A 19,874-nucleotide genomic window follows, 5' to 3' on the forward strand; every position below is an offset into this window, starting at 1 on the left:
CACCTAAAGAGGTGGGCGTCTTCTCGACTGAGAAAAAAATCAAAAAAAGCCATCTATCAGGAGGTATTCATATGTCAAAAACCGAAAAAGCAAAGGTATATTTTACAGATTTCCACACCATTGCATTTGGCGACGGTCTCCCTGCCAAATTAAAAAAACTGATCCGTAAAGCTGGGATCGGTTCCATCGATATGGATGGTAAATTTGTCGCTATCAAGATGCACTTTGGTGAACTTGGAAATATCAGTTATCTGCGTCCGAATTATGCCAAAGCCGTTGTTGATGTCATCAAAGAGCTGGGCGGCAAACCATTTTTAACAGACTGCAATACGATGTATCCAGGCAGCCGCAAGAATGCGCTCGAGCACCTGGAATGCGCCTGGGAAAACGGATTTACCCCGTTGACTGTTGGATGTCCAATCATCATCGGTGATGGATTAAAAGGCACCGATGACATCGCTGTTCCGGTGGCCGGAGGCGAATACATCAAAGAAGCTAAGATCGGCCGCGCCGTCATGGACGCCGATGTCTTTATCAGCCTGACCCATTTCAAGGGACATGAGATGACCGGCTTCGGCGGTACGATCAAAAATATCGGCATGGGCTGCGGTTCTCGCGCCGGTAAGACCGATCAGCACAGCAGTGGAAAACCACACGTCAAGGAAAAGCTCTGCCGGGGCTGCCGCCGCTGTCAGAAGGAATGTGCCAACGGCGGTCTCGTTTTCGATGAAGCCTCCAGAAAAATGCACGTGGATGCTGAGCACTGCGTCGGCTGCGGACGGTGTCTCGGCGCCTGCAACTTTGACGCGATCGAATTTGACAACAACGCAGCCAACGAGCTATTAAACTGCCGTATGGCGGAATACACAAAAGCCGTTGTGGATGGACGTCCAAACTTCCATATTTCCCTGGTCGTTGACGTCTCCCCGAACTGCGACTGCCACGGTGAAAATGACGTACCGATCCTTCCAAATCTTGGTATGTTTGCTTCTTTCGATCCGCTGGCACTCGATCAGGCCTGTGTGGACGCCTGTCTGGCCGCTGCTCCGATGCCGGGCAGCCAGCTTGCAAAACATCTTGCTGATCCGGATTTCCACGATCACCATGACCATTTCACAAATTCCACACCAGAATCTGAGTGGAAAAGCTGCCTGGCACACGCGGAGAAGATCGGTCTGGGAAGCCGGGAGTATGAATTGATCACACTATAATAACATCACCCCCATCTGCCAGCTGTGCCGCCGGTCTTTTTGCGGCCGCAGAGCTGTGAAAAACGGAGCCGCCCCGGTCTTTTCTGCCGGTCGGCTCCGTTTTATGCTCTTCTTTATTTCTGAATCCAGACACCATTCGCATCGACTCTATATCCGTCCGGTGTCGTTCCATTGACAAACAATGCTCCGTCAGCACTCACATAATACCAGTATCCATTCGTCTGAATCCATCGGCTCTTCGCCATAGCCCCGCTTTCGGTATAATAATGCCAGGAGCCATTTACCATCTGCCAGTCACGCGCCATCCACGCATCTGCATGGAAATAGTATGTCTCTCCCTTGATCAGGAGACTCTCATTTGCCGCGTAGGTTCCGTTTGCTTTCAGGTATTTCCATTCATTTCCAAACTGCTGCCACGCACCGTCGCCCTGAGCAGCTGTATTGCCAGATCCAGAGCTACCCGGTCCGCCCTGACTGCCGGAAGACGAGGTATTTGTGCTGGTCGTATTGCCGGACGGCTTGCTAGAATTTGACGTACTGTTGTTCGCCGCATCCGATACCGAGGTGTTCGTGCCAGCCGATGTGCCGGATGCGCTTCCCGCCACCGCAAAACCATAGTCCAGCAGCTTTTTCGTATCGTCATAATGGGTCTGCGAACTCTTTAAAATAACTGCAATCAGGCGCACGCCATTTCGCTCTGCACACGTTACCAGCGTGTTGCCTGCCAGGGAGGTATAACCGGTCTTTCCGCCTATGATTCCCTCATAGTACTGGGAATTTGCCGGATTGAGCATCTTATGTCCCATCGTAAGCGTCCGCACCGTCGGCACGCTGGCAGTCGCCGGGAAATCGTAATGCAGGGTCGATGCAACCTGACGCACCGTCGCATTATTGAATGTAGCATTTGCAATCAGCGCCATATCATGTGCGGTTGTAAAATGGTTCGCATTGTTCAGACCATTCGGATTTGCAAAATGCGTATGCGTGCATCCTAAGGACGCTGCCTTCTCATTCATCTTATCCGCAAACGCGCTGACACTGCCGGACACGTGCTCCGCCAGTCCGTTTGCCACCTCATTTGCCGATTTTAAAAGCAGACCATAGAGACAGTCCTTAACCGTAAAGGTATCACCCGCCTTGACCTGCAGCGTCACCGCGCCCGATTCCAGATTCGAAACTGCCGTCTGGGAAAAGGTTACCGTATCACTCAGATTACAGTTTTCCGCTACCAGAAGCGCCGTCATCAGCTTCGTGATGCTGGCTGGATAATACTGCGTATCTGCATTCTTGGAAAACAGGAACTGGTTGTGCGTCGCATCATAGAGCACTGCGCCCTGCGCTGCCACCGTCGGCTGAGCTGCATTCTGTGAAGTAACCGTTGTTCCCGAAGGAACTGCGCCGGAGACCGTGCCTCCTGCCGCCTGTCCCGGACCGGTCGCCCCGTCTGTCGCAGCAAATGCAGTCCATGACACAGACATCATAAGTGCCATTCCCAGGCAGAGGGAACGCACGGATTTTTTCCATTTATTCATCGTATATTGTCCTTCCTGTATGTATTTTCGCTTTTCTCCTACCCGACAGCTCCCGCAAACGTAAAGTTACGTTCACTCATTGCGCGGACTTTAACGGATTTTGCCAGTGCTGCGCAGGTACAAATCATGCAAATCTGTCTTACATTTTACTTCATTTTAAGAGACAATACAAGTTGAAAGGAAAATTTGAAATTATTACAATTTTATTACAAAAACAGGTAGCCGAAGGACATTCAGCTCCTCCAGCTACCGCTTGATTCTTTTTGTATCTCCTCTTTAAATCGTTGACCAGCTTCGCCGGTTTCCAGTTAACGCCGCCTTTGCATACGCTGTGCGTCACAGAATCCATCTTGTCATGCAGATCTTCTGCATTCCAGACGCTTTCTACTTTTATTTAATAAATTTTTACAGATACTTCTTCCGCAGATCTGCCCCACTCTCTGCCGACAGATACGCCGGTGCCACATCAAAGACGGTCTTGCAGCCCTTCTGGCCTTCCTGGTTCATCTTGTATGCCGCGCGTGCGTATGCCACGATGATGGAGGAAGTAAATTCCGGGTTGGAATCCAGCTTTAAGCTGTACTCGATGATATGGTGGTTCTCTTTGTTCCAGCCGGTCTTACCGCTGCGGAGTACGAAACCACCGTGCGGGAGACGGTTGTGATCGCGTTTCAGTTCTTCTTCGGTGATGAAATGAACCGTTGTGTCATAATCAGAAAAGTAGTTCGGCATGGTCTTGATCTCATTCTCGATCTTTGCCTGATCCGCGCCCTCTTCTGCCACAACAAAGCACTCTCTGGTGTGTTTTTCGCGGGTGGTCAGCTCTGGGCTGCTGCCGCTTCTGACTGCCTCCAGTGCACTCTCAACTGGGATTGTGTACTGTCTGGCATCCTTGACGCCCTCGATCCGGCGGATCGCATCGGAATGTCCCTGGCTGACGCCCTTGCCCCAGAATGTATAATTTTCGCCCTCCGGCAGGCATGCAGCTGCATAGAGACGGTTCAGGGAGAACATACCCGGATCCCAGCCAACGGAGATGATGCCAACCTTTCCGGATTTCTGTGCGGACTCATCGACTGCTGCGAAATGCTCTGGAATCTTTGCATGGGTATCGAAGCTGTCCACTACGTTAAACCACTGTGCATATTTCGGGGTCTGAACCGGCAGATCCGTAGCCGAACCGCCGCAGAGAATCAAAACGTCGATCTCGTCTTTCTTCGCCTCTGCCTCATCTACATGATAAACCGGTACGCCCTCGGTCAGGATCTTGACCGTTTCCGGCGCACGCCGTGTAAATACTGCTTTCAGTTCCATATCCGGATTCTGGCGGATCGCACACTCCACGCCGCGTCCCAGATTTCCATATCCTAAAATTCCAACTCGGATACTCATAGATATTCCTCCTAACGGTACAAAATTTGCCACGGATCCATCTCTATTTTCCAGGTTCCGTGACTCGATTTTACTTAAAAATTTCGTAACTGTTCAGCACCTTCACAGTCACGCGCAGTAAATGCGCAGACCTACTAAACTGTTACAAAATTTCGAGTGTCCCCATTATACACTAGATCCATCCGTTTTTCAATATATGGGTGTTCGCGCATACAGGAAATAAATTCTCATCTAAAGCCTTATTCCAGCTCCTTCTTTCCGGTATACAGCTCAAAATACCGCCCTTTCTGCGCCAACAGATCTTCATGGTCGCCGCGCTCAATGATCTGCCCGTGCTCCAGCACCATGATCGCATTGGCGTTGCGGACTGTCGAAAGCCGGTGGGCGATGACAAAGGTCGTCCGGTCCGCCATCAGCCGGTCCACGCCGTGCTCGATGTGCTTCTCCGTCCGCGTATCGACCGAACTCGTCGCCTCATCCAGAATCAGGATCGGTGCTTTAGAAACTGCTGCCCGCGCAATGTTTAATAGCTGGCGCTGTCCCTGGCTTAAGTTTGCACCGTCGCCCTCCAGCATCGTGTCATACCCATCCGGCAGACGCATGATAAAGGAATGCGCCGATGCCGTTTTTGCCGCCTCAACAACTTCTTCATCCGTGGCATCCAGCCGCCCGTATCGAATATTTTCCCGTACCGTGCCGGTAAAAAGATGGGTATCCTGCAGAACCATCGCGATATTTTCCCGCAGCTCCTTCCGGTGCATCCGGCGGACATCGACGCCGTCCACCGTGATCGAGCCGCCCTGTATATCATAAAAACGGTTGATCAGATTCGTGATCGTCGTTTTTCCGGCTCCCGTCGAACCGACAAAGGCGATCTTCTGTCCCGGCTTCGCATAGAGCGAAATATCCTTCAAAATCACCTGCCCAGGCTCATAGCCGAAAGTCACATGGTCAAGCACCACCTCACCGCGGATCGGCGCGATCGAAACCGCATCCGGCGCATCTGCCGCCTCCGGTTCCGCATCCAGCACTGCAAACACGCGCTCCGCGCCTGCCAGCGCCGAAAATACGTTTCCAACCTGCATGGAAAGCTCGTTGATCGGTCTGGAAAATTGCCGCGAAAAACCTAAAAATACGGTCAGTCCACCGACATCAAAGTTCCGGAACACACAGAGCAGACCGCCAATGCAGGCTGTCAGTCCATAATTTAACTGGCTTAAATTGTTCATGACCGGTCCCATCACACCGCCGAAAAACTGCGCCCGGATCTGTTTTTCTTTCAGATCCGCATTGAGCCATCCAAATTCTTCCTCTGCGATCTCCTCATGGCAGAATACCTTGACGACCTTCTGCCCCTGCACAGTCTCCTCAATATAGCCGTTCATCGCGCCAAGCGCCGCCTGCTGGGCAGAGAAATATTTCTGGCTCCGTCCAGCAACAAATTTACCGGCACGCAGCATCACCGGCATCATGGCAAGCGTAATCACCGTCAGCCACACGTTCGTGTAAATCATCAGCACCAGCGTTCCCACAATACTGAGTGCGCCGGATAAAAGCTGCACCAGCGTACTGCTGAGCATCATGCCGATCGTATCCACATCGTTTGTAAAACGGCTCATCAGATCGCCGTTGCTGCCGGTATCATAAAACCGGAGCGGAAGCGTCTGCATATGGTTAAACAGCTCTTCCCGCAGCCGCTGCAGCGCGTTCTGCGCCACCTGCAGCATGATGCGCGACTGCATATAGGCAGCGGCAACGCTGACTAAATAAACCGATCCCATCACGCACAGGGAACGGAACAGCCCCGCCACATCGCCCCGGCTGCCATCTAAAGGCACAATATACCGGTTGATGATCGGGCGCAGCATATAGGCGCCCGCCAGATTCGTCACCGTCCCCAGGATCACACAGAAAAAGGCGACTGTCATCGCCATCCGGTCGCGTTTTAAGTATGAAAGCAGGCGTAGCATCGTCTGACCGCCCGCCTTGGGCTTTCCGCCCTTCATGACCGCCATCCGTTCCGGTCCCCGGCGGCGTTTCGTCGCGTCGGCTATGCGGCTGCCATATCGGCGTTTCAGGCTTTCAATCTGTTTTTCATCCATCATGCCATCCCCTCCCCGTCTGCCCGTTTTCCATATTGCGTCTCATAGATCTCCCGGTACGCCTCACAGGATGCCAGCAGCTTCTCCTGCGTTCCCTCTCCGATAATCCTGCCGTCCTCAAGGACGAGAATCCGATCCGCGTATTCCAGCGAACTCAGCCGCTGTGCGATAATAAATTTCGTCGTATCTTTCAAATCTTCCCGGAATGCCGTCCGGATCGCCGCCTCCGTTGCCGTATCGACCGCACTGGTGCTGTCGTCGAGAATCAGGATCTTCGGCTTCTTTAAGAGTGCCCTTGCGATGCACAGCCGTTGTTTCTGACCGCCGGATACATTGACGCCGCCCTGTCCCATCTCCGTTTTGTAGCCTTCGGCAAACGAATTCACAAAGGAATCTGCCTGCGCATACACTGCTGCCCGCCGCACTTCTTCCTCCGTCGCCGTCTCATCACCCCAGCGCAGGTTTTCCTCGATCGTGCCGGAAAACAGGACGTTTTTCTGTAAAACCATGCCAACGCCGTCCCGGAGATTTTTCAGGGAATACTCCCGCACATCGATACCATCCACCCGCACACTCCCCTCTGTCACATCATAGAGGCGGGGAATCAGCTGTACCAGCGACGTTTTTCCACTTCCGGTCGCACCGAGGATGCCGATCGTCTCTCCCGGCTCTGCCGTCAGGCTGATGTGGGATAGAACCGGCTCACCGCCTTCGCGGTAGGAAAAGGAAACATCCTTAAATTCCACGCGTCCTTTCTCAACCTTCCGATCCTTCTGTGATGCATTTTCATCGCTCAGATCAATCGGCTCATCCAGCACCTCATCGATTCGCCGGATGGACGCCATCGCGCGGGAACTCTGCAAAAATACCATTGAGAGCATCATAAGTGACATCAGAATCTGTACAATGTAGGTCGTAAATGCCGTCAGATCTCCGACCGCCATCCGTCCGCCGATAATCAGGTTTCCGCCGAACCAGACAACTGCCAGTGTCGTCACATTCATCGCGAACATCATGACCGGCATCGTCGCAATTACGATCTTCAGCGCCCGCAGCCCTGCCTCCTTGAGCTCCCGGTTCGTGTCGGCAAACCGCTTTTCCTCGTAGTCTTCCCGCACAAAGGATTTCACCACCCGCACGTTCGTCAGCACCTCCTGGATGCCGCTATTGAGCGTATCCAGCGCTTTCTGCATGGCTGTAAACCGCGGGTAGGCAGTCCGTAGGATCCAGACGATCGCCGCCGTCAGAAGCGGAATCACCACCAGGATGACAGCTGCCAGTTCCGCATTCATCCAGAACGCCATCACAAGCGCCCCCAGGAACATGCCCGGCGCGCGCAGCATCATCCGAAGTCCCATCATAATCAGGTTCTGTACCTGCTGGATATCGTTCGTCAGACGGGTTACCAGCGATCCCGTGCTGAACGTATCGATATTTTTAAATGAAAACTGCTGCACTCTGGCAAATAAGTCGCGGCGCAGATCGCTGGTAAAGGAAATCGACGCCTTCGCTGCAAAATATGCCCCCAGAATGCCGCCTGCCGCCATCAAAAAGGAGGTAATCGCCATCACAAGTCCCATTTTGAGAATGTATCCGCCGTCTTTCTGCGCCACGCCATGGTTAATAATCATCGACATAAATTTGGGCAGCAGAATCTCACCCAGCACCTCCGTTACCATCATGAGCGGTCCCAGAATAAAGGCGCTCTTATATGGCAGTATATATGATTTGTATCGTTTCCATTGCTTCACGCTTTTTCCTCCTGCCCGTTATTTCTGCAAATTTTTTTATGGATTCTGTTCAAACAGCTCCATCAGTTCATTCTGGCTCAAATCGCCCAGTGAAACCATTCCCTCTGAAACCACCTGCGCCGCCAGCGCAAGCTTCGCATTCTGCAGCTTCAAAAGATTTTCTTCTATCGTATCCTTTAAGATCAGTTTGTATACCGTGACCGGCTTTTCCTGCCCAATCCGGTACGCGCGGTCGGTCGCCTGGTTCTGCGCTGCCACATTCCACCACGGATCGTAATGAATCACGATATCCGCCGCCGTCAGGTTGAGTCCCGTTCCCCCGGCTTTCAGGGAAATAAGGAACACCGGAACCTCATCCGAGGCAAACGCCTGCACCATCCGGCTGCGTTCCTCCTTCGGGGTCGCGCCGACCAGAAGATGGGACGAAATGCCCTCCTGTAAAAGGCGTTCCCGAATCCGCTCCAGCATCGAGGCAAACTGGGAAAAGAGCAGGATCTTATGTCCCGCCGCAGACGCTGATGCGATCAGCGAAACACAGGTCTCCAGCTTCGCCGATTCCCCCGTATAATCTTCAAAACAGAGTGCCGGATCGCAGCAGATCTGGCGCAGCCGCATGAGCTGGGAAAGCACTTCCAATTTTCCATTACCCGACCACGCGCCGCCAGCCAGCGCCTCTTTCAGTTTCAACGCCGACGCCGTATAAAGCTTCTGCTGCCGCCCCGACGCCGCCGAATAAACGATCCTCTCTTCCTTGCCCGGAAGCTCCCGCAGCACATCCTTTTTCAAGCGGCGCAGGACAAACGGTCCCGTCATCCGCCGCAGTGCCGTCAATGCTTCCGGATCCTGATTTTTCACGATCGGCAGCTCATACCGCTCACGGAACTTCCGGTAACTGTATAAAAATCCCGGCATCAGGAAATCAAAAATGCTCCAAAGCTCGCTGAGCCGGTTTTCCACCGGCGTTCCCGTCAGAGCGAAACGGGCATTCGCCGAAATCTCCTTTACCGCCTTCGCGCCCTGTGTCTTTGCATTTTTAATGACCTGCGCCTCGTCAATAATCTCATATTCAAACGTGCGTCCCAGATACGCCGCCCGATCCCGTTTCAACAGATCATAGGACGTGATGATCACCTGCGCCCCCTCAGACGCCTCCATCCGCATCTGCTCCTCCAGCTGTTCCTGCCGTTCTTTCGCCGTCCCGGCAATCAGAAGCACGCGGATCCCCGGCGAAAACCGGGCAAATTCCTGTCCCCAGTTGTAGACGAGCGACGCCGGGCAGACGATCAAAGACGGAAGAGGTAATTCTGACCCACTGCCTTCATTTCCAGCCGCTTTCTGCTCGGTTTTTTCCTGATAAAATGCCGTCAGAAGCGCAATCACCTGCAGCGTTTTTCCCAGTCCCATATCATCTGCCAGGATCCCACCGAAATGATACCGCGCCAGCGTCCGCATCCACGTATATCCGATCTTCTGGTATTCCCTCAGCGTCTTTTCCAGCACCGCCGGAACCGCATAGCTGACACTCTGCGCCGTTTTTAGATCGCGCACCATCATCCCGTAGGCTTCATCCCGCTGAAACAGTTTCATCCTGCCGTCGCCCGAGAGACTGTCCAGATAAAAAGCACGGTAGGCAGGTATCTTCGCCTCCCCCGCCTGAAATTCACTCTTTGTCAGTCCCAGATCCGCAGTCAGGCTGTCAAGCGCCTGCAGGCCGCCGCCCGAAAGCTGCAAAAATTCGCCATTTTTCATGCGGTAATATTTCTTTTTTTGGCGGTATTCACTGAGTACCTGCAAAAGCTCCGCCGGGTCGATTCCCGCCGTCTCAATCTTCAGATCCAGCCAGCCGCCTCCAAGAGAAACCCCCATCGACACTTCCGGCGGGGGCAGGACGCGCAGATGGCGGACAGACTCTGACAGCCATACCTCGCCCACCTCCTGAAACTGCGGCATTCCCTCGCTCAGAACCTGGTACAGCGCTTCTTCATCCCCGCGGATCACCAGCTCGCCGCTCTCATCCTCCCAGTAAGAGAAGTACCGCGTGATCAGGCGGCTGATATAAAATTCCGCCGGTACATCCCGGCAGATCTCCCGCGGAACATGCTCGTCCGCCAGCGGCGAAAACGTAAAATCTCCGTAGGAAAGCGTCGGACGCAGACGCAGCTCGTCCGGCGAATCACTGTCAAACTCAAACCGGGCTTTCAACGCCTCTGGGCGGTATTTCTCCCAATCGATCTCCGGGCTCTGCAAGATCCCAAGTGCCTCCATGCCTTCCAGCACCCGCGCATAAAAGAGCGGAATATCCCGGCTTCCAACCAGCAGCTCCCGCTTCTCTTTCCGGCTTCTGCACTCTCTTCCGCCCTGTTCCATCTGCTCCAGAAAAACGCCCATCGTTTCTGTATACAGTTCACTGCATCCAAACAGATGCAATCCATCTGCCACATACAGACGCTGTTCTCCCCGGAACGAGGTTAGAGCCGATGGAACCGTAACCGCAATTCCATCGCCCCTTGCTTCCACCTCCACCGGGAAACGTGGATCCTTGCGCTCAACCCGGCACACACGTTCAGCACCTTTCTCGTCCTCCGTCTGGACTTCTTTTCCCTCTAAAAGATCAAACAGCCGATCCCTCGCTGCAGATCCCAGCGTTAACGCCCGCATCACCGGAAGCGGCAGCCCCGCATGACCGCGCATCTCCTCATAATGGCGTATGTAGGCGTCCGCCTCCTCCAGCAGAAGATCTAAAAATGGGCGGCTTTCCGGCGCAAAGGCAGACGGGACGTGTTCAAACGCCATGCCTTTTCCGTATTCCACCCGTTTTCCGCTGTGAACCGCCTGTGCAAATTCCAGCAGGTTTTTCACAATATACCGTTTTTCCCGTCCGATCCGTGCCTCCAAAAGCACTTCGCCGCGCCGGATCTGTAAATAGGGATGCAGATAGACCGGTTCCCGCTCTTCCTCGCCCAGAATCCGCGCTACTTCCCGGTTCGTGTACTCCCGGATCATCATCCGGATCTCCGGCGAAGTCGAAACCGGCGGTGTATGCTCGGCTTTCTGCTGGCGGGCAAACGCCTCCTGAAGCGCTTTTGCATGCACGCAGGGACCCCGGAATGAATTTCCCTCCGCACAAGAACAAGAGTAGTCATAGATCTGACTACCCTTGATAAAAATTCTTGTCTGATATACCTTTGTCTCATCCTCAATCTGTCCCTGTACCCGTACTTCGCCCTTCCAGAAGGTATCTACGGACATTTTTATTATTTTCATGAGGATTCCTCCATATTACAGATTACATGTGTTCCGGCGATTCCATTCCGAGCAGATCCATACAGGTATCCAGCACCCGCTTGGTCAGCGTGATCAGGCTGATAAAGGCTGCCTGCTTCGCTGCGTCCTCCTCGGAGAGGATCTTATTTTCCAGATAGAATGCATTGAACGCATCCGCCACTGCCGCCATGTATTGGCAGAGCTTATGCGGCGCCGTCTCGTAGAATGCAGATTCTGTCACCTCGCCGAAACGGCAAAGCGCCATCTGAAGTGCTTTCTCTGTCTCGCTCTCAGCCGGACGGATCGGAACCACTTTAGCATCCGCACCGCGCAGTTCCTTGTATTTCTCCAGAATGGACTTGATGCGGACGATCATATACTGGATATGTGGACCTGTATTTCCCTCGAAGGAAATAAAGCGGTCTACATCGAAAATGTAATCTTTGGTCGCCTGATTCGAAAGATCGGCATATTTAAGTGCCGCCAGACCGACAATCTCCGCCGTGCGTGTCATCTCGTCCGCCGGAACCTTCTGCTTCTCCTGAATCTTCTCATATACCTTCTCATCAATATTCTTGATCAGGTGCTCCAGACGCATAACACCGCCCTCACGTGTCTTGAACGGACCACCGTCCTTGCCGTTCATCGTACCGAAGCCCAAGAAGATCATCGGCGTATCTTCTTTGACGATGCCCGCCTTCTTCGCCACACGGAATACCTGGATAAAATGAAGCTCCTGGCGCTTGTCTACGACGTAAATGTAGCGGTCCGGATGGAAATCCTGCTCACGTTCGATGATCGTCGCCAGATCGGAAGTCGCATACAGCGCCGCACCATCGGATTTGCGGACGATACAAGGCGGATATTCCTTCGCATCCCCTTCCTGTGCGATATCGACAACCAGCGCGCCATCGCTCTCATAGGCAAGACCTTTTTTCTGTAAATCCTCGATCAGTCCCGGAATATATGGCTGCGCATCGCTCTCGCCCTTCCAGAGGTCGAACGATACATTTAAATTGCCATAGTTTTTTTTCAGATCCTTCAAGGACACGTTCATGATGTGCTTCCAGATCGCATGGAACGGTGCATAGCCACTCTGCAGTTTGAAGGTTGCTTGCTGTGCCCGCTCACGGAATGCCGCATCTACCTTGGATTTCGCGCTCGCTGCCGGATAGATATCCTCCAGCTCGGAAATCGTAAACGGCGGCTCCGACGGATACTCGCCGGTATAATCCGGGTCAAAATATACCAGATCCGGCTGACGGTCATGCAGCTCCTCGATGATCAGTCCCATCTGCAATCCCCAGTCACCCAGATGCACATCGCTGATGACATGGTGTCCCATATAGCGGCTGATGCGCTTGATGCTCTCTCCGATGACCGCGGAACGTAAGTGTCCGACATGCAGTGGTTTTGCTACATTGGCTCCGCCGTAATCGATGATGATCGTCTCCGGCTTCTTAGCTGCGTTGAGTCCCAGCTTTTCATCCTCTGCCACCTGCTGTACATAGGATGCCAGGTAGCACGGATTCAGGCGGATATTGATAAATCCAGGCATCACGGCGTTGATCTCAGAAAACATCTTGCTTCCGGCTGTCTTTTCCACCACCTCATTGGCAATATCGATCGGTTTCTTTTTATACGCTTTGGCAGCTGCCATCGCGCCGTTACACTGATACTCGCAGAGATCCGGGCGGTTTGATACCGTCACGCGGATATACTTCTCATCGTACCCGCAGCCGATAAACGCCGGTTTCAGTTCTTCCACGATCAAATCTAAAATCGTTTTCATACTAGATTCCCTTTCATAATTTATATCGTATATTATATATCTTTCCGCATTGCCTTTTTCACATCCTTGCGGAACTGCTTCCAGGCATCCTCATGATCCACGAAATACTTCGGGCACGCCTTTCCAGTCACATCATAATGACGGATCACGTCTTTCGGACTTAAATCGAGCTGCTTGCACAGCCATGCAGTCAGTTTTACCAGCGAGTCATACGTCTCGTCTGTGAACTTTCCGTCTGCCGCCGGATGGCAGCACTCAATCGAAACGGTGTCCGCATTCCTCTCATTGGAGGCATATGCCTTCTCCCCGACCGGAACGCACTCGATGATCTCGCCGTCCAGACCGATCACGAAATTGCTGCTGACGGAAACAGTGTTACTGCCGCTCTGATCTTTCAATCCCTCAAAATAATCATGGTTCTGCTGTGCCGTCGTCCCAGGATTTGCCACATAGTGAATCACGATCCCGTTGATGACCGGGATATTCGTCCCCGGTCTGGAATATCGGTTGACCGTGAGAAGCTGCTCATCAACCCAGTTTGGCATCTCGATCGTGGACGGATCGATCAGCTTGCGGATCATTTTCCCGCGCAGCGTCCAGCCTGTTCCCGCACCCAGGAGGAAAATAAGCAGACACAAAAACAGCCGCATCATCACACGGCGCTTCTTCTGCTGCCTCGTCCGCTCCCGGCGGATTGCCGTCTGCCTGCCGGATGTACGCCTCTTCCTGCCACCAGATCTGCGCCCCGGCTCATCCTCTTCCCCCAGACGCAGACGGTCTTCTCTTCCGTTCTCCATATTTATCACTCCCCATGAGCACCGTTCGCTCCGAACCCGCTCTCTGAGATGAACCAACGGACGCGTCATAGACGCCTCCCCGATATGTTAAGCAAAAAAACTGTTGTAAAATCTCGACGTTTCCTCCGGATCTTACAACAGTTTCTCTGCTTGCTACTGTTCATGCGCTGCATAACCAGCAAAGGAAAATGCCTGCCACAAACAGTAATCTCTGTTTCCAGTCAGAAACCTGTCAGTGACACGACTGCCTCCCCACAAGGGTACAAACGGTATCGTGAAGACCTTTCTGACGTATATGTTATAACTTAGACTCTGGACAGATATTCACCAGTACGTGTATCGATCTTGATCTTATCGCCCTGGTTTACGAATAACGGTACATATACAGTAGCGCCAGTCTCTACAACTGCCGGTTTGGTAGCGCCTGTAGCGGTATCGCCCTTGAAGCCCGGCTCTGTATCTGTGATCTCAAGCTCTACGAACAGCGGCGGTTCTACGGAGAATACCTTGCCGTTGTAAGAACAGATCTTGCACATCTCGTTCTCTTTTACGAACTTGAGTGCGTCGCCGATTGTCTCCTGGTTTAAAGCTACCTGCTCATATGTGTTTACATCCATGAAGTTGTATAAGTCGCCATCGGAATACAGATACTGCATATCAACTCTGTCGATTCTGGCAGACGGGAACTTCTCGGTCGGACGGAAGGTTTTCTCTACAACGCCGCCATTCATTACGTTCTTAATTTTAGTACGAACGAACGCAGCTCCCTTTCCCGGTTTTACGTGCTGAAATTCCATGATCTGGTATACGTTGCCATCAATCTCCAGTGTGATGCCGTTTCTAAAATCGCCCGCTGATATCATAAATGATGCTCCTCCTTGAAAATACTCGCTTTATCTTTTTTATTTTATACTATAAAATCCTCTTTTTCAACTACTTTTTTGAAAACACAGGGCACATCATGTCAATTCCGCCCCTTATTTTTCTAAAATTGCCGATATTTTTTCTGAAAACAACTGATTTTCCACCGTTTCCGGCACTCCTGTCAGCATCCAGTTCTGCCACTTGGCAAGCTCTTTCAAACCGTTCAAAAACACCCAGCTACAAACTTCCGCTATTTTTTTCCTGTCTTCTCACATAGAACCACAGGACAATTTTCTCCAGATACCGCTTTAACACGATCTGGATCTCTTCCTTCGGATTGATCGGCTTTACAAGAATCGAATAGATGCCTGTCCGCCTCGCCCCGTACACATCCGTAAAGAGCTGATCCCCGACAAACATCGTCGAGCGCTCGCCCGTTCCCATCCGGCGCATCGCCTGCCTGTATCCGCTGCGCTTCGGTTTTCTGCCCTTGTAAATATAATCCGAACCTACCTGTCCGGCAAACGGGGCGACCCGCGCCTCCTTATTATTCGAGAGCAGACAGGTGTGGAACCCGATCGCCCGCAAACGTTCAAACAGCTGTACTGCCCGCTCGTCCGCCGGGGCACCGTGCGGCACCAGCGTATTGTCAATATCAAATATGATACCCCGCATTCCCTTCTGGTAAAACTGCTCATACGGGATATCATACGCAGAATCCAGCCATTCATCCGGATAAAACGCATTTCCCATCATCTGGTCTCTTCCCCGTTCTTTCCAGACTCATACGACGGCACATTCCGCTGCTGTATCTTCTGCAGTTCCTCCATAAATGTATCGACGTCTTTAAACTCCCGGTATACCGATGCAAACCGCACATAGGTAACCACATCCAGATCCTTTAACCGCTCCATCACAAGTTCCCCGATCACCGCGGTCGAGATCTCCCGTTCTTCCCGGTTAAATAAATTGTTTTCCACATCGTCGATCAACGCCGAAATCTGTCCCGGAGAGACTGGGCGCTTGTGGCAGGAATGCAGGATTCCTGCCTCTATCTTCGCCCGGTCGTACATCTCCCGGGTATTATCCTTTTTGACAACCATCAGAGGGATTGTCTCAAGTTTTTCATATGTGGTAAAACGCTTTCCACAAGTCTCGCACTGTCTCCGGCGTCTGATAGAACTGTTGTCATCCGCAGGCCGTGAATCGATTACTTTCGTGTCAGCCGCGTTGCAAAATGGACACTTCAATCGCTCTTCCCCTTTTCTGGTTTTATTGATATGCCCCCGCCAAGTTTTCATAACATATCATACTTATTATAATATCGCAGGAAGTGCGCTTCTGCAAGCAGAAGTTTTCCGCTATTCCTTCTTTATTCCTTCTTTTCTCTCTCTTCTTTCAGCCTCACCAGAATAATGTCATCCCCTATCTGGCAGATGTCGCAGAATGGAATTATGTACTCTTTTTCCCGCCCCAGAAAGCCCCAGACACAGCCCGGTCCCGGTACGATGATCGCAAGCATTTTTCCCGTGCTGATGTCAAAATCGACGTCGCCCACAAAACCAAGGCGCTTGCAATCTTTTACATTTATAACTTCCCGCTGTTTGAGTTCACAGATACGCATAGACATAAACCTCCCGGATCCTTCTGTAATCAAAATATGTACAAAAGGACCGGGAGGTTCTTCCTGGACAGGTATTTCTATCTACTTTTATTTCGTAACTTCTGATAACGTCACGCTGTCAAAATGCAGCGTATAATCAATCAGATGCGGCTGGCTCATCGCCACCGTCAAGGCACTGACCGCTACATCCTCATCCAGCGTTACCGGAATCTGGAACTCGGAATTGCCCTCGGTCTGGATCGGATCATACTGCACGTCATCCACCAGCATATACTCATAGTTCGGGCTGCTCCAGACAATATCGGCAGTCACCTTTCCATCCTTGACGATAATGGTCGCCGGGCTGTCCACCGATGCTCTGCCGGAACCTCCCTGCAGGGTTACCTCACAGGTATAAGTGCCGTCTGCCACATCTGCAGTCTGCCCTGCCGGTTTCTGGGCATCTGCCGCATCATCGCTATTCTCCGTCTCGGATGATGCCGCTTCCGCGTCCTCTGCCTCTCCGGAAACCGGATTTTCTACCTTTACTTTGTGGTCGTACCAGGTGCCCTTCTTACCAATCAGAGCCAGGTCAAATTCTTCTCCGAGCGCCGGAACCGGCACATCGAAGCCGTTGACCTCCTCGCTCAGACCGTCGCTGTAAGTAACCGTGTCTACGGTTGGCTGCAGCCAACCGGCTTCATCTTCCTTTGCCTCGTCCGCAGTACCCAGATACAAGTTCACGATGTTTTTCGAGGTCAGGCTGATATGAAGTGTCGCCTCGCCATCCTTGACCGTCAGGACACCTTTTCCATTTTTCGATTCATTGACCTTGAACATACTGCTGTCCGTCTTAAAATCGACGGTGTAGACGCCGTCTGCAAGGTCAATGCTGCTTTTCTGTTCGGCATTCTCGGTTTCTGCGCTCTCTGTCTGCGCCACGGTGTCGGCTGCGTCCTGTTTCTGTCCTCCGCACGCTCCGAGAAGAGCGGCAGCAAGCAGAAGCGCCGCTAAATTTAATTTCTTTTTCATATACATTATTCCGAAATAGACTCAATGGCTGTCCGTGTATGAGCAACATAGAATGATTCTACCGCTTTAATTCTGCCCAGACCGGAAATCTGAGTATCTACCTTGTCAAACGCACCTGATGCCTCAAACTGGCTCTTCCAGGAATCATCATCATCACCTGCCATATCGTTGTTTGCGTGATCACCTGCAACTACCATCAGCGGACGAAGAATGACGTTCTTATAACCAGCTGCCTTCACTGCCTCGATAACAGACTCACAGGAAGTCTCTTCCGGCTCGCCCTCTACGGTACCGATAAATACGTTGCTATATCCAAGATTCTGCATCTGGGTCTGCATCTGGCTGTAGGTTACCTTTGCAACGTGTGCGGTACCATGACCCATCAGAACGAATGCGGTTCCCTGATCGGCTGCGTCAGCTGCATCTTTAAAACCAGCTTCCGAAGCTTCTTCTGCTACAACTGCTTTTGCAACTGCCTCTTTATCTGCATTGATAACGGCTGCATCGTCGCCAACCTCACCTAACAGCGGCTCTGCGACAGCTACCTGCTCGAATTTATCCTGATACTTCTCGATCGCCTCAACCATCTCGTCGTACTCAGCACCGTGCATGAGGTGGGTCGGCTGGACAACCAGCTCTTTAACTCCGTTCTCCACGGCTCGCTCCAGTGCCTGATCCATATTGTCGATGCACTCGCCGTCACGAGCCTCAACGTGGTTGATAATGATCTGTGCGGTAAATGCACGGCGGACTGCCCAATCCGGGAATGCATCCTGGATGGAATCCTCGATACTCTTGATATCTTTCACACGGCTGTCGTTGAAGGATGTACCAAAGCTGACTACCAGGATCTCCTTGTCGCCAATCTCATCCTGATTGCGCGGATCGTCCAGGCTCGCATCGCCGGTATCACGACCAAAATAATCTGGATCTGCGTTCTCGCCTTCTACCAGCTCCTTCTGCTCGTCAGTCAGGGCATCCCATGCCTCTTTGGCTGCCTTGCACTGCTCATCCGTGTCATCGGTGCGCTCCTGTACATAGATGTCATCGATCAGCTTTGCCACCTTATCTGCTGCTTCCTGATCGGAATCGGCGCCCTCAGCTGCCTCGGTCTCTGCCTCAGAAGCCGCCTCCGTCGAGGTTGCCTGGCTGGATGTACTGCCGCCGCAGGCTCCAAGCAATACGGACATCGTAACTGCCGCTGCACTTACAACTACTTTTTTGTTTTTTCTCATGTTTTCCTCCTTGTGTGACTCGCACAAAAATAGTTTTAACCGATATGTTCACGACAGCCGGCAGGTTTCCTGGCTTTCGGGTCATCATGCACGCCGCGCCTTCTCACTTTCGCAATGGCATCTGCGGCGCCACTCTCCGGTTCACAGTGACGAGATCGCACAGGTTTTGCACCTGTTTCCCTTTTACCCCCTGTCCACGCCTGCCAATCCGAGCAATCTGACTGATCTGGCACAAACAGCGGCACCCACTGCCCATATCAGCTTGTTTCATTATAGATGGGGTATGTTTAAAAGTCAATTTATCCCGGAAATTATATTGAAAAAGAATGTGCCTTGGCACATTCTCGCGCCGAGCGCGGTCGCTTGCGACATGTTTCTGCTTCGCGCGAGTGCGCATCATTGGCACGTTAGTGCCTTTTTGTGTAACAGGGAGTTCCAAGGAATTTCCTGTTACACAAAAAAGCACCTCTCATCCGGATAAAAGGTGCTCTCCTCCTCTTAATGATTTTATATTTTTTATGGCATAAATTTCCGGTAAATCGAAATAATTTTCTCCTCCTTCACCGTCACAGCCGTGTTGTATGGCTTAAACTCCCCGATCAGCCGATCACGGATCGCGAATAATTCTTCCGCGGTATACACCTGCGGCGGTGTATCCGGGTCAGAATCATCTGTCAGGACAAAGTTCTCATCCATCTGCAGCGTAACCTCTCCCAGCTTATGGTAACTTCTCCCGACTGCCATCGCCGAGCCATAAAAGGAATCCTCCTCTACCATTCTCAGCTCTTCTCCCCCCTGTGCCGGACCGCCATTGATCTCGATCTGCCCAGACTCCTGTCGGTCAATCGAAGTAATGAGACATTCTTTCCCATCGATGCGCAGCGTATCTCCCGCCTGCAGTTCATCGATATCTGCCTTATGAAAATGCTCATAGTCATAGACCGTCAATGTGATGATAACATTGCTTTCATCCTGATGGATCTGCTGCGGTTTGAACCCAGCTGCAAAGGTACAGTTGTCAAAATGCGTCATATTGAGGGTTTCCCGGACTGGTTCAACTGTGAGCGGTTCCGTCCGCTCAGTTTCCTGCGTTTTATCCCGTTTGGGCTGCTCCTGCGCCTGATCATTTTCAGCCACAGCCTCACGGATCGCCCCCTGGCTCTCCTCATCGACAGCCCCTTCCTGTGTGGCTGTCTCCGATGCCGCGCCCGCACAGGCGGTCATCCATACACTCATCCCAAGTGCTGCGGCGATCCATGTTTGTTTCAATCGTCTCATGTTTGCTGCCGCCCCTTTTCG

16 protein-coding genes and 1 riboswitch are annotated in these 19,874 nt (G+C 52.2%); of the genes, 1 reads left to right on the top strand and 15 read right to left on the bottom strand.

The genetic code is table 11. The features are described from left to right. Positions 1-71 precede the first annotated feature (71 nt). Entirely contained in the window at positions 72-1,211 is a 1,140-nt protein-coding gene (locus tag DW720_RS05315) for a DUF362 domain-containing protein (protein ID WP_118538743.1), read from the top strand. A gap of 113 nt (positions 1,212-1,324) precedes the next feature. Here the strand turns inward: DW720_RS05315 and DW720_RS05320 are convergent, their stop codons facing one another. The 15 genes from DW720_RS05320 to DW720_RS05385 form a co-directional block, all read right to left on the bottom strand. Continuing rightward, positions 1,325-2,743: a D-alanyl-D-alanine carboxypeptidase family protein gene (locus DW720_RS05320; RefSeq protein WP_118749324.1), complete on the bottom strand. Its 1,419-nt coding sequence runs from the start codon at positions 2,741-2,743 to the stop codon at positions 1,325-1,327. Positions 2,744-3,148: 405 nt separating this feature from the next. Further along, complete coding sequence (locus tag DW720_RS05325; protein ID WP_117795607.1) at positions 3,149-4,135, bottom strand: diaminopimelate dehydrogenase; 987 nt, start codon at positions 4,133-4,135, stop codon at positions 3,149-3,151. Between the two features lie 239 nt (positions 4,136-4,374). Further along, positions 4,375-6,240, bottom strand: a complete 1,866-nt coding sequence (locus DW720_RS05330; protein ID WP_118749325.1) for an ABC transporter ATP-binding protein — start codon at positions 6,238-6,240, stop codon at positions 4,375-4,377. Next, positions 6,237-7,919: an ABC transporter ATP-binding protein gene (locus tag DW720_RS05335; protein WP_107000415.1), complete on the bottom strand. Its 1,683-nt coding sequence runs from the start codon at positions 7,917-7,919 to the stop codon at positions 6,237-6,239. Before DW720_RS05335 ends, DW720_RS05330 begins: the two co-directional genes overlap by 4 nt. Before the next feature lie 105 nt (positions 7,920-8,024). Then, a complete protein-coding gene (locus tag DW720_RS05340) occupies positions 8,025-11,252 on the bottom strand; it encodes an SNF2 helicase associated domain-containing protein (protein ID WP_118749326.1) in 3,228 nt (1,075 codons plus the stop codon). Positions 11,253-11,274: 22 nt separating this feature from the next. Beyond that, a complete protein-coding gene (gene argS / locus DW720_RS05345) occupies positions 11,275-13,044 on the bottom strand; it encodes an arginine--tRNA ligase (protein ID WP_118628537.1) in 1,770 nt (589 codons plus the stop codon). 32 nt (positions 13,045-13,076) lie between these two features. Further along, positions 13,077-13,841 carry a peptidoglycan recognition family protein gene (locus tag DW720_RS05350; protein WP_118522660.1) on the bottom strand — a complete coding sequence of 255 codons (765 nt, stop codon included), beginning with the start codon at positions 13,839-13,841 and terminating at the stop codon, positions 13,077-13,079. Between the two features lie 305 nt (positions 13,842-14,146). Next, positions 14,147-14,704, bottom strand: a complete 558-nt coding sequence (efp, locus tag DW720_RS05355; RefSeq protein WP_022358740.1) for an elongation factor P — start codon at positions 14,702-14,704, stop codon at positions 14,147-14,149. 70 nt (positions 14,705-14,774) lie between these two features. Then, positions 14,775-14,906, bottom strand: a complete 132-nt coding sequence (locus tag DW720_RS16125; RefSeq protein WP_270228417.1) for a hypothetical protein — start codon at positions 14,904-14,906, stop codon at positions 14,775-14,777. A gap of 36 nt (positions 14,907-14,942) precedes the next feature. Then, on the bottom strand, positions 14,943-15,458 hold the full coding sequence (locus DW720_RS05360; RefSeq protein WP_107000417.1) for a YqeG family HAD IIIA-type phosphatase: 516 nt from the start codon (positions 15,456-15,458) through the stop codon (positions 14,943-14,945). Further along, positions 15,458-15,955, bottom strand: a complete 498-nt coding sequence (gene nrdR, locus DW720_RS05365) for a transcriptional regulator NrdR (protein ID WP_117795612.1) — start codon at positions 15,953-15,955, stop codon at positions 15,458-15,460. Before nrdR ends, DW720_RS05360 begins: the two co-directional genes overlap by 1 nt. A 122-nt stretch (positions 15,956-16,077) precedes the next feature. Continuing rightward, positions 16,078-16,329: a YlmC/YmxH family sporulation protein gene (locus tag DW720_RS05370; RefSeq protein ID WP_106999996.1), complete on the bottom strand. Its 252-nt coding sequence runs from the start codon at positions 16,327-16,329 to the stop codon at positions 16,078-16,080. 87 nt (positions 16,330-16,416) lie between these two features. Then, on the bottom strand, positions 16,417-17,340 hold the full coding sequence (locus tag DW720_RS05375) for a hypothetical protein (protein ID WP_118742584.1): 924 nt from the start codon (positions 17,338-17,340) through the stop codon (positions 16,417-16,419). Between the two features lie 5 nt (positions 17,341-17,345). Next, positions 17,346-18,575, bottom strand: coding sequence for a sirohydrochlorin cobaltochelatase (locus tag DW720_RS05380; protein WP_118742585.1), 1,230 nt, complete (start codon positions 18,573-18,575; stop codon positions 17,346-17,348). A gap of 41 nt (positions 18,576-18,616) precedes the next feature. Then, positions 18,617-18,794: riboswitch (cobalamin riboswitch) on the bottom strand. 297 nt (positions 18,795-19,091) lie between these two features. After that, positions 19,092-19,853, bottom strand: a complete 762-nt coding sequence (locus tag DW720_RS05385) for a hypothetical protein (protein ID WP_147355503.1) — start codon at positions 19,851-19,853, stop codon at positions 19,092-19,094. Positions 19,854-19,874 lie beyond the last annotated feature (21 nt).

The organism is Clostridium sp. AM27-28, assembly GCF_003480955.1.
GTDB classification, from domain to species: Bacteria; Bacillota; Clostridia; order Lachnospirales; family Lachnospiraceae; genus Otoolea; species Otoolea fessa.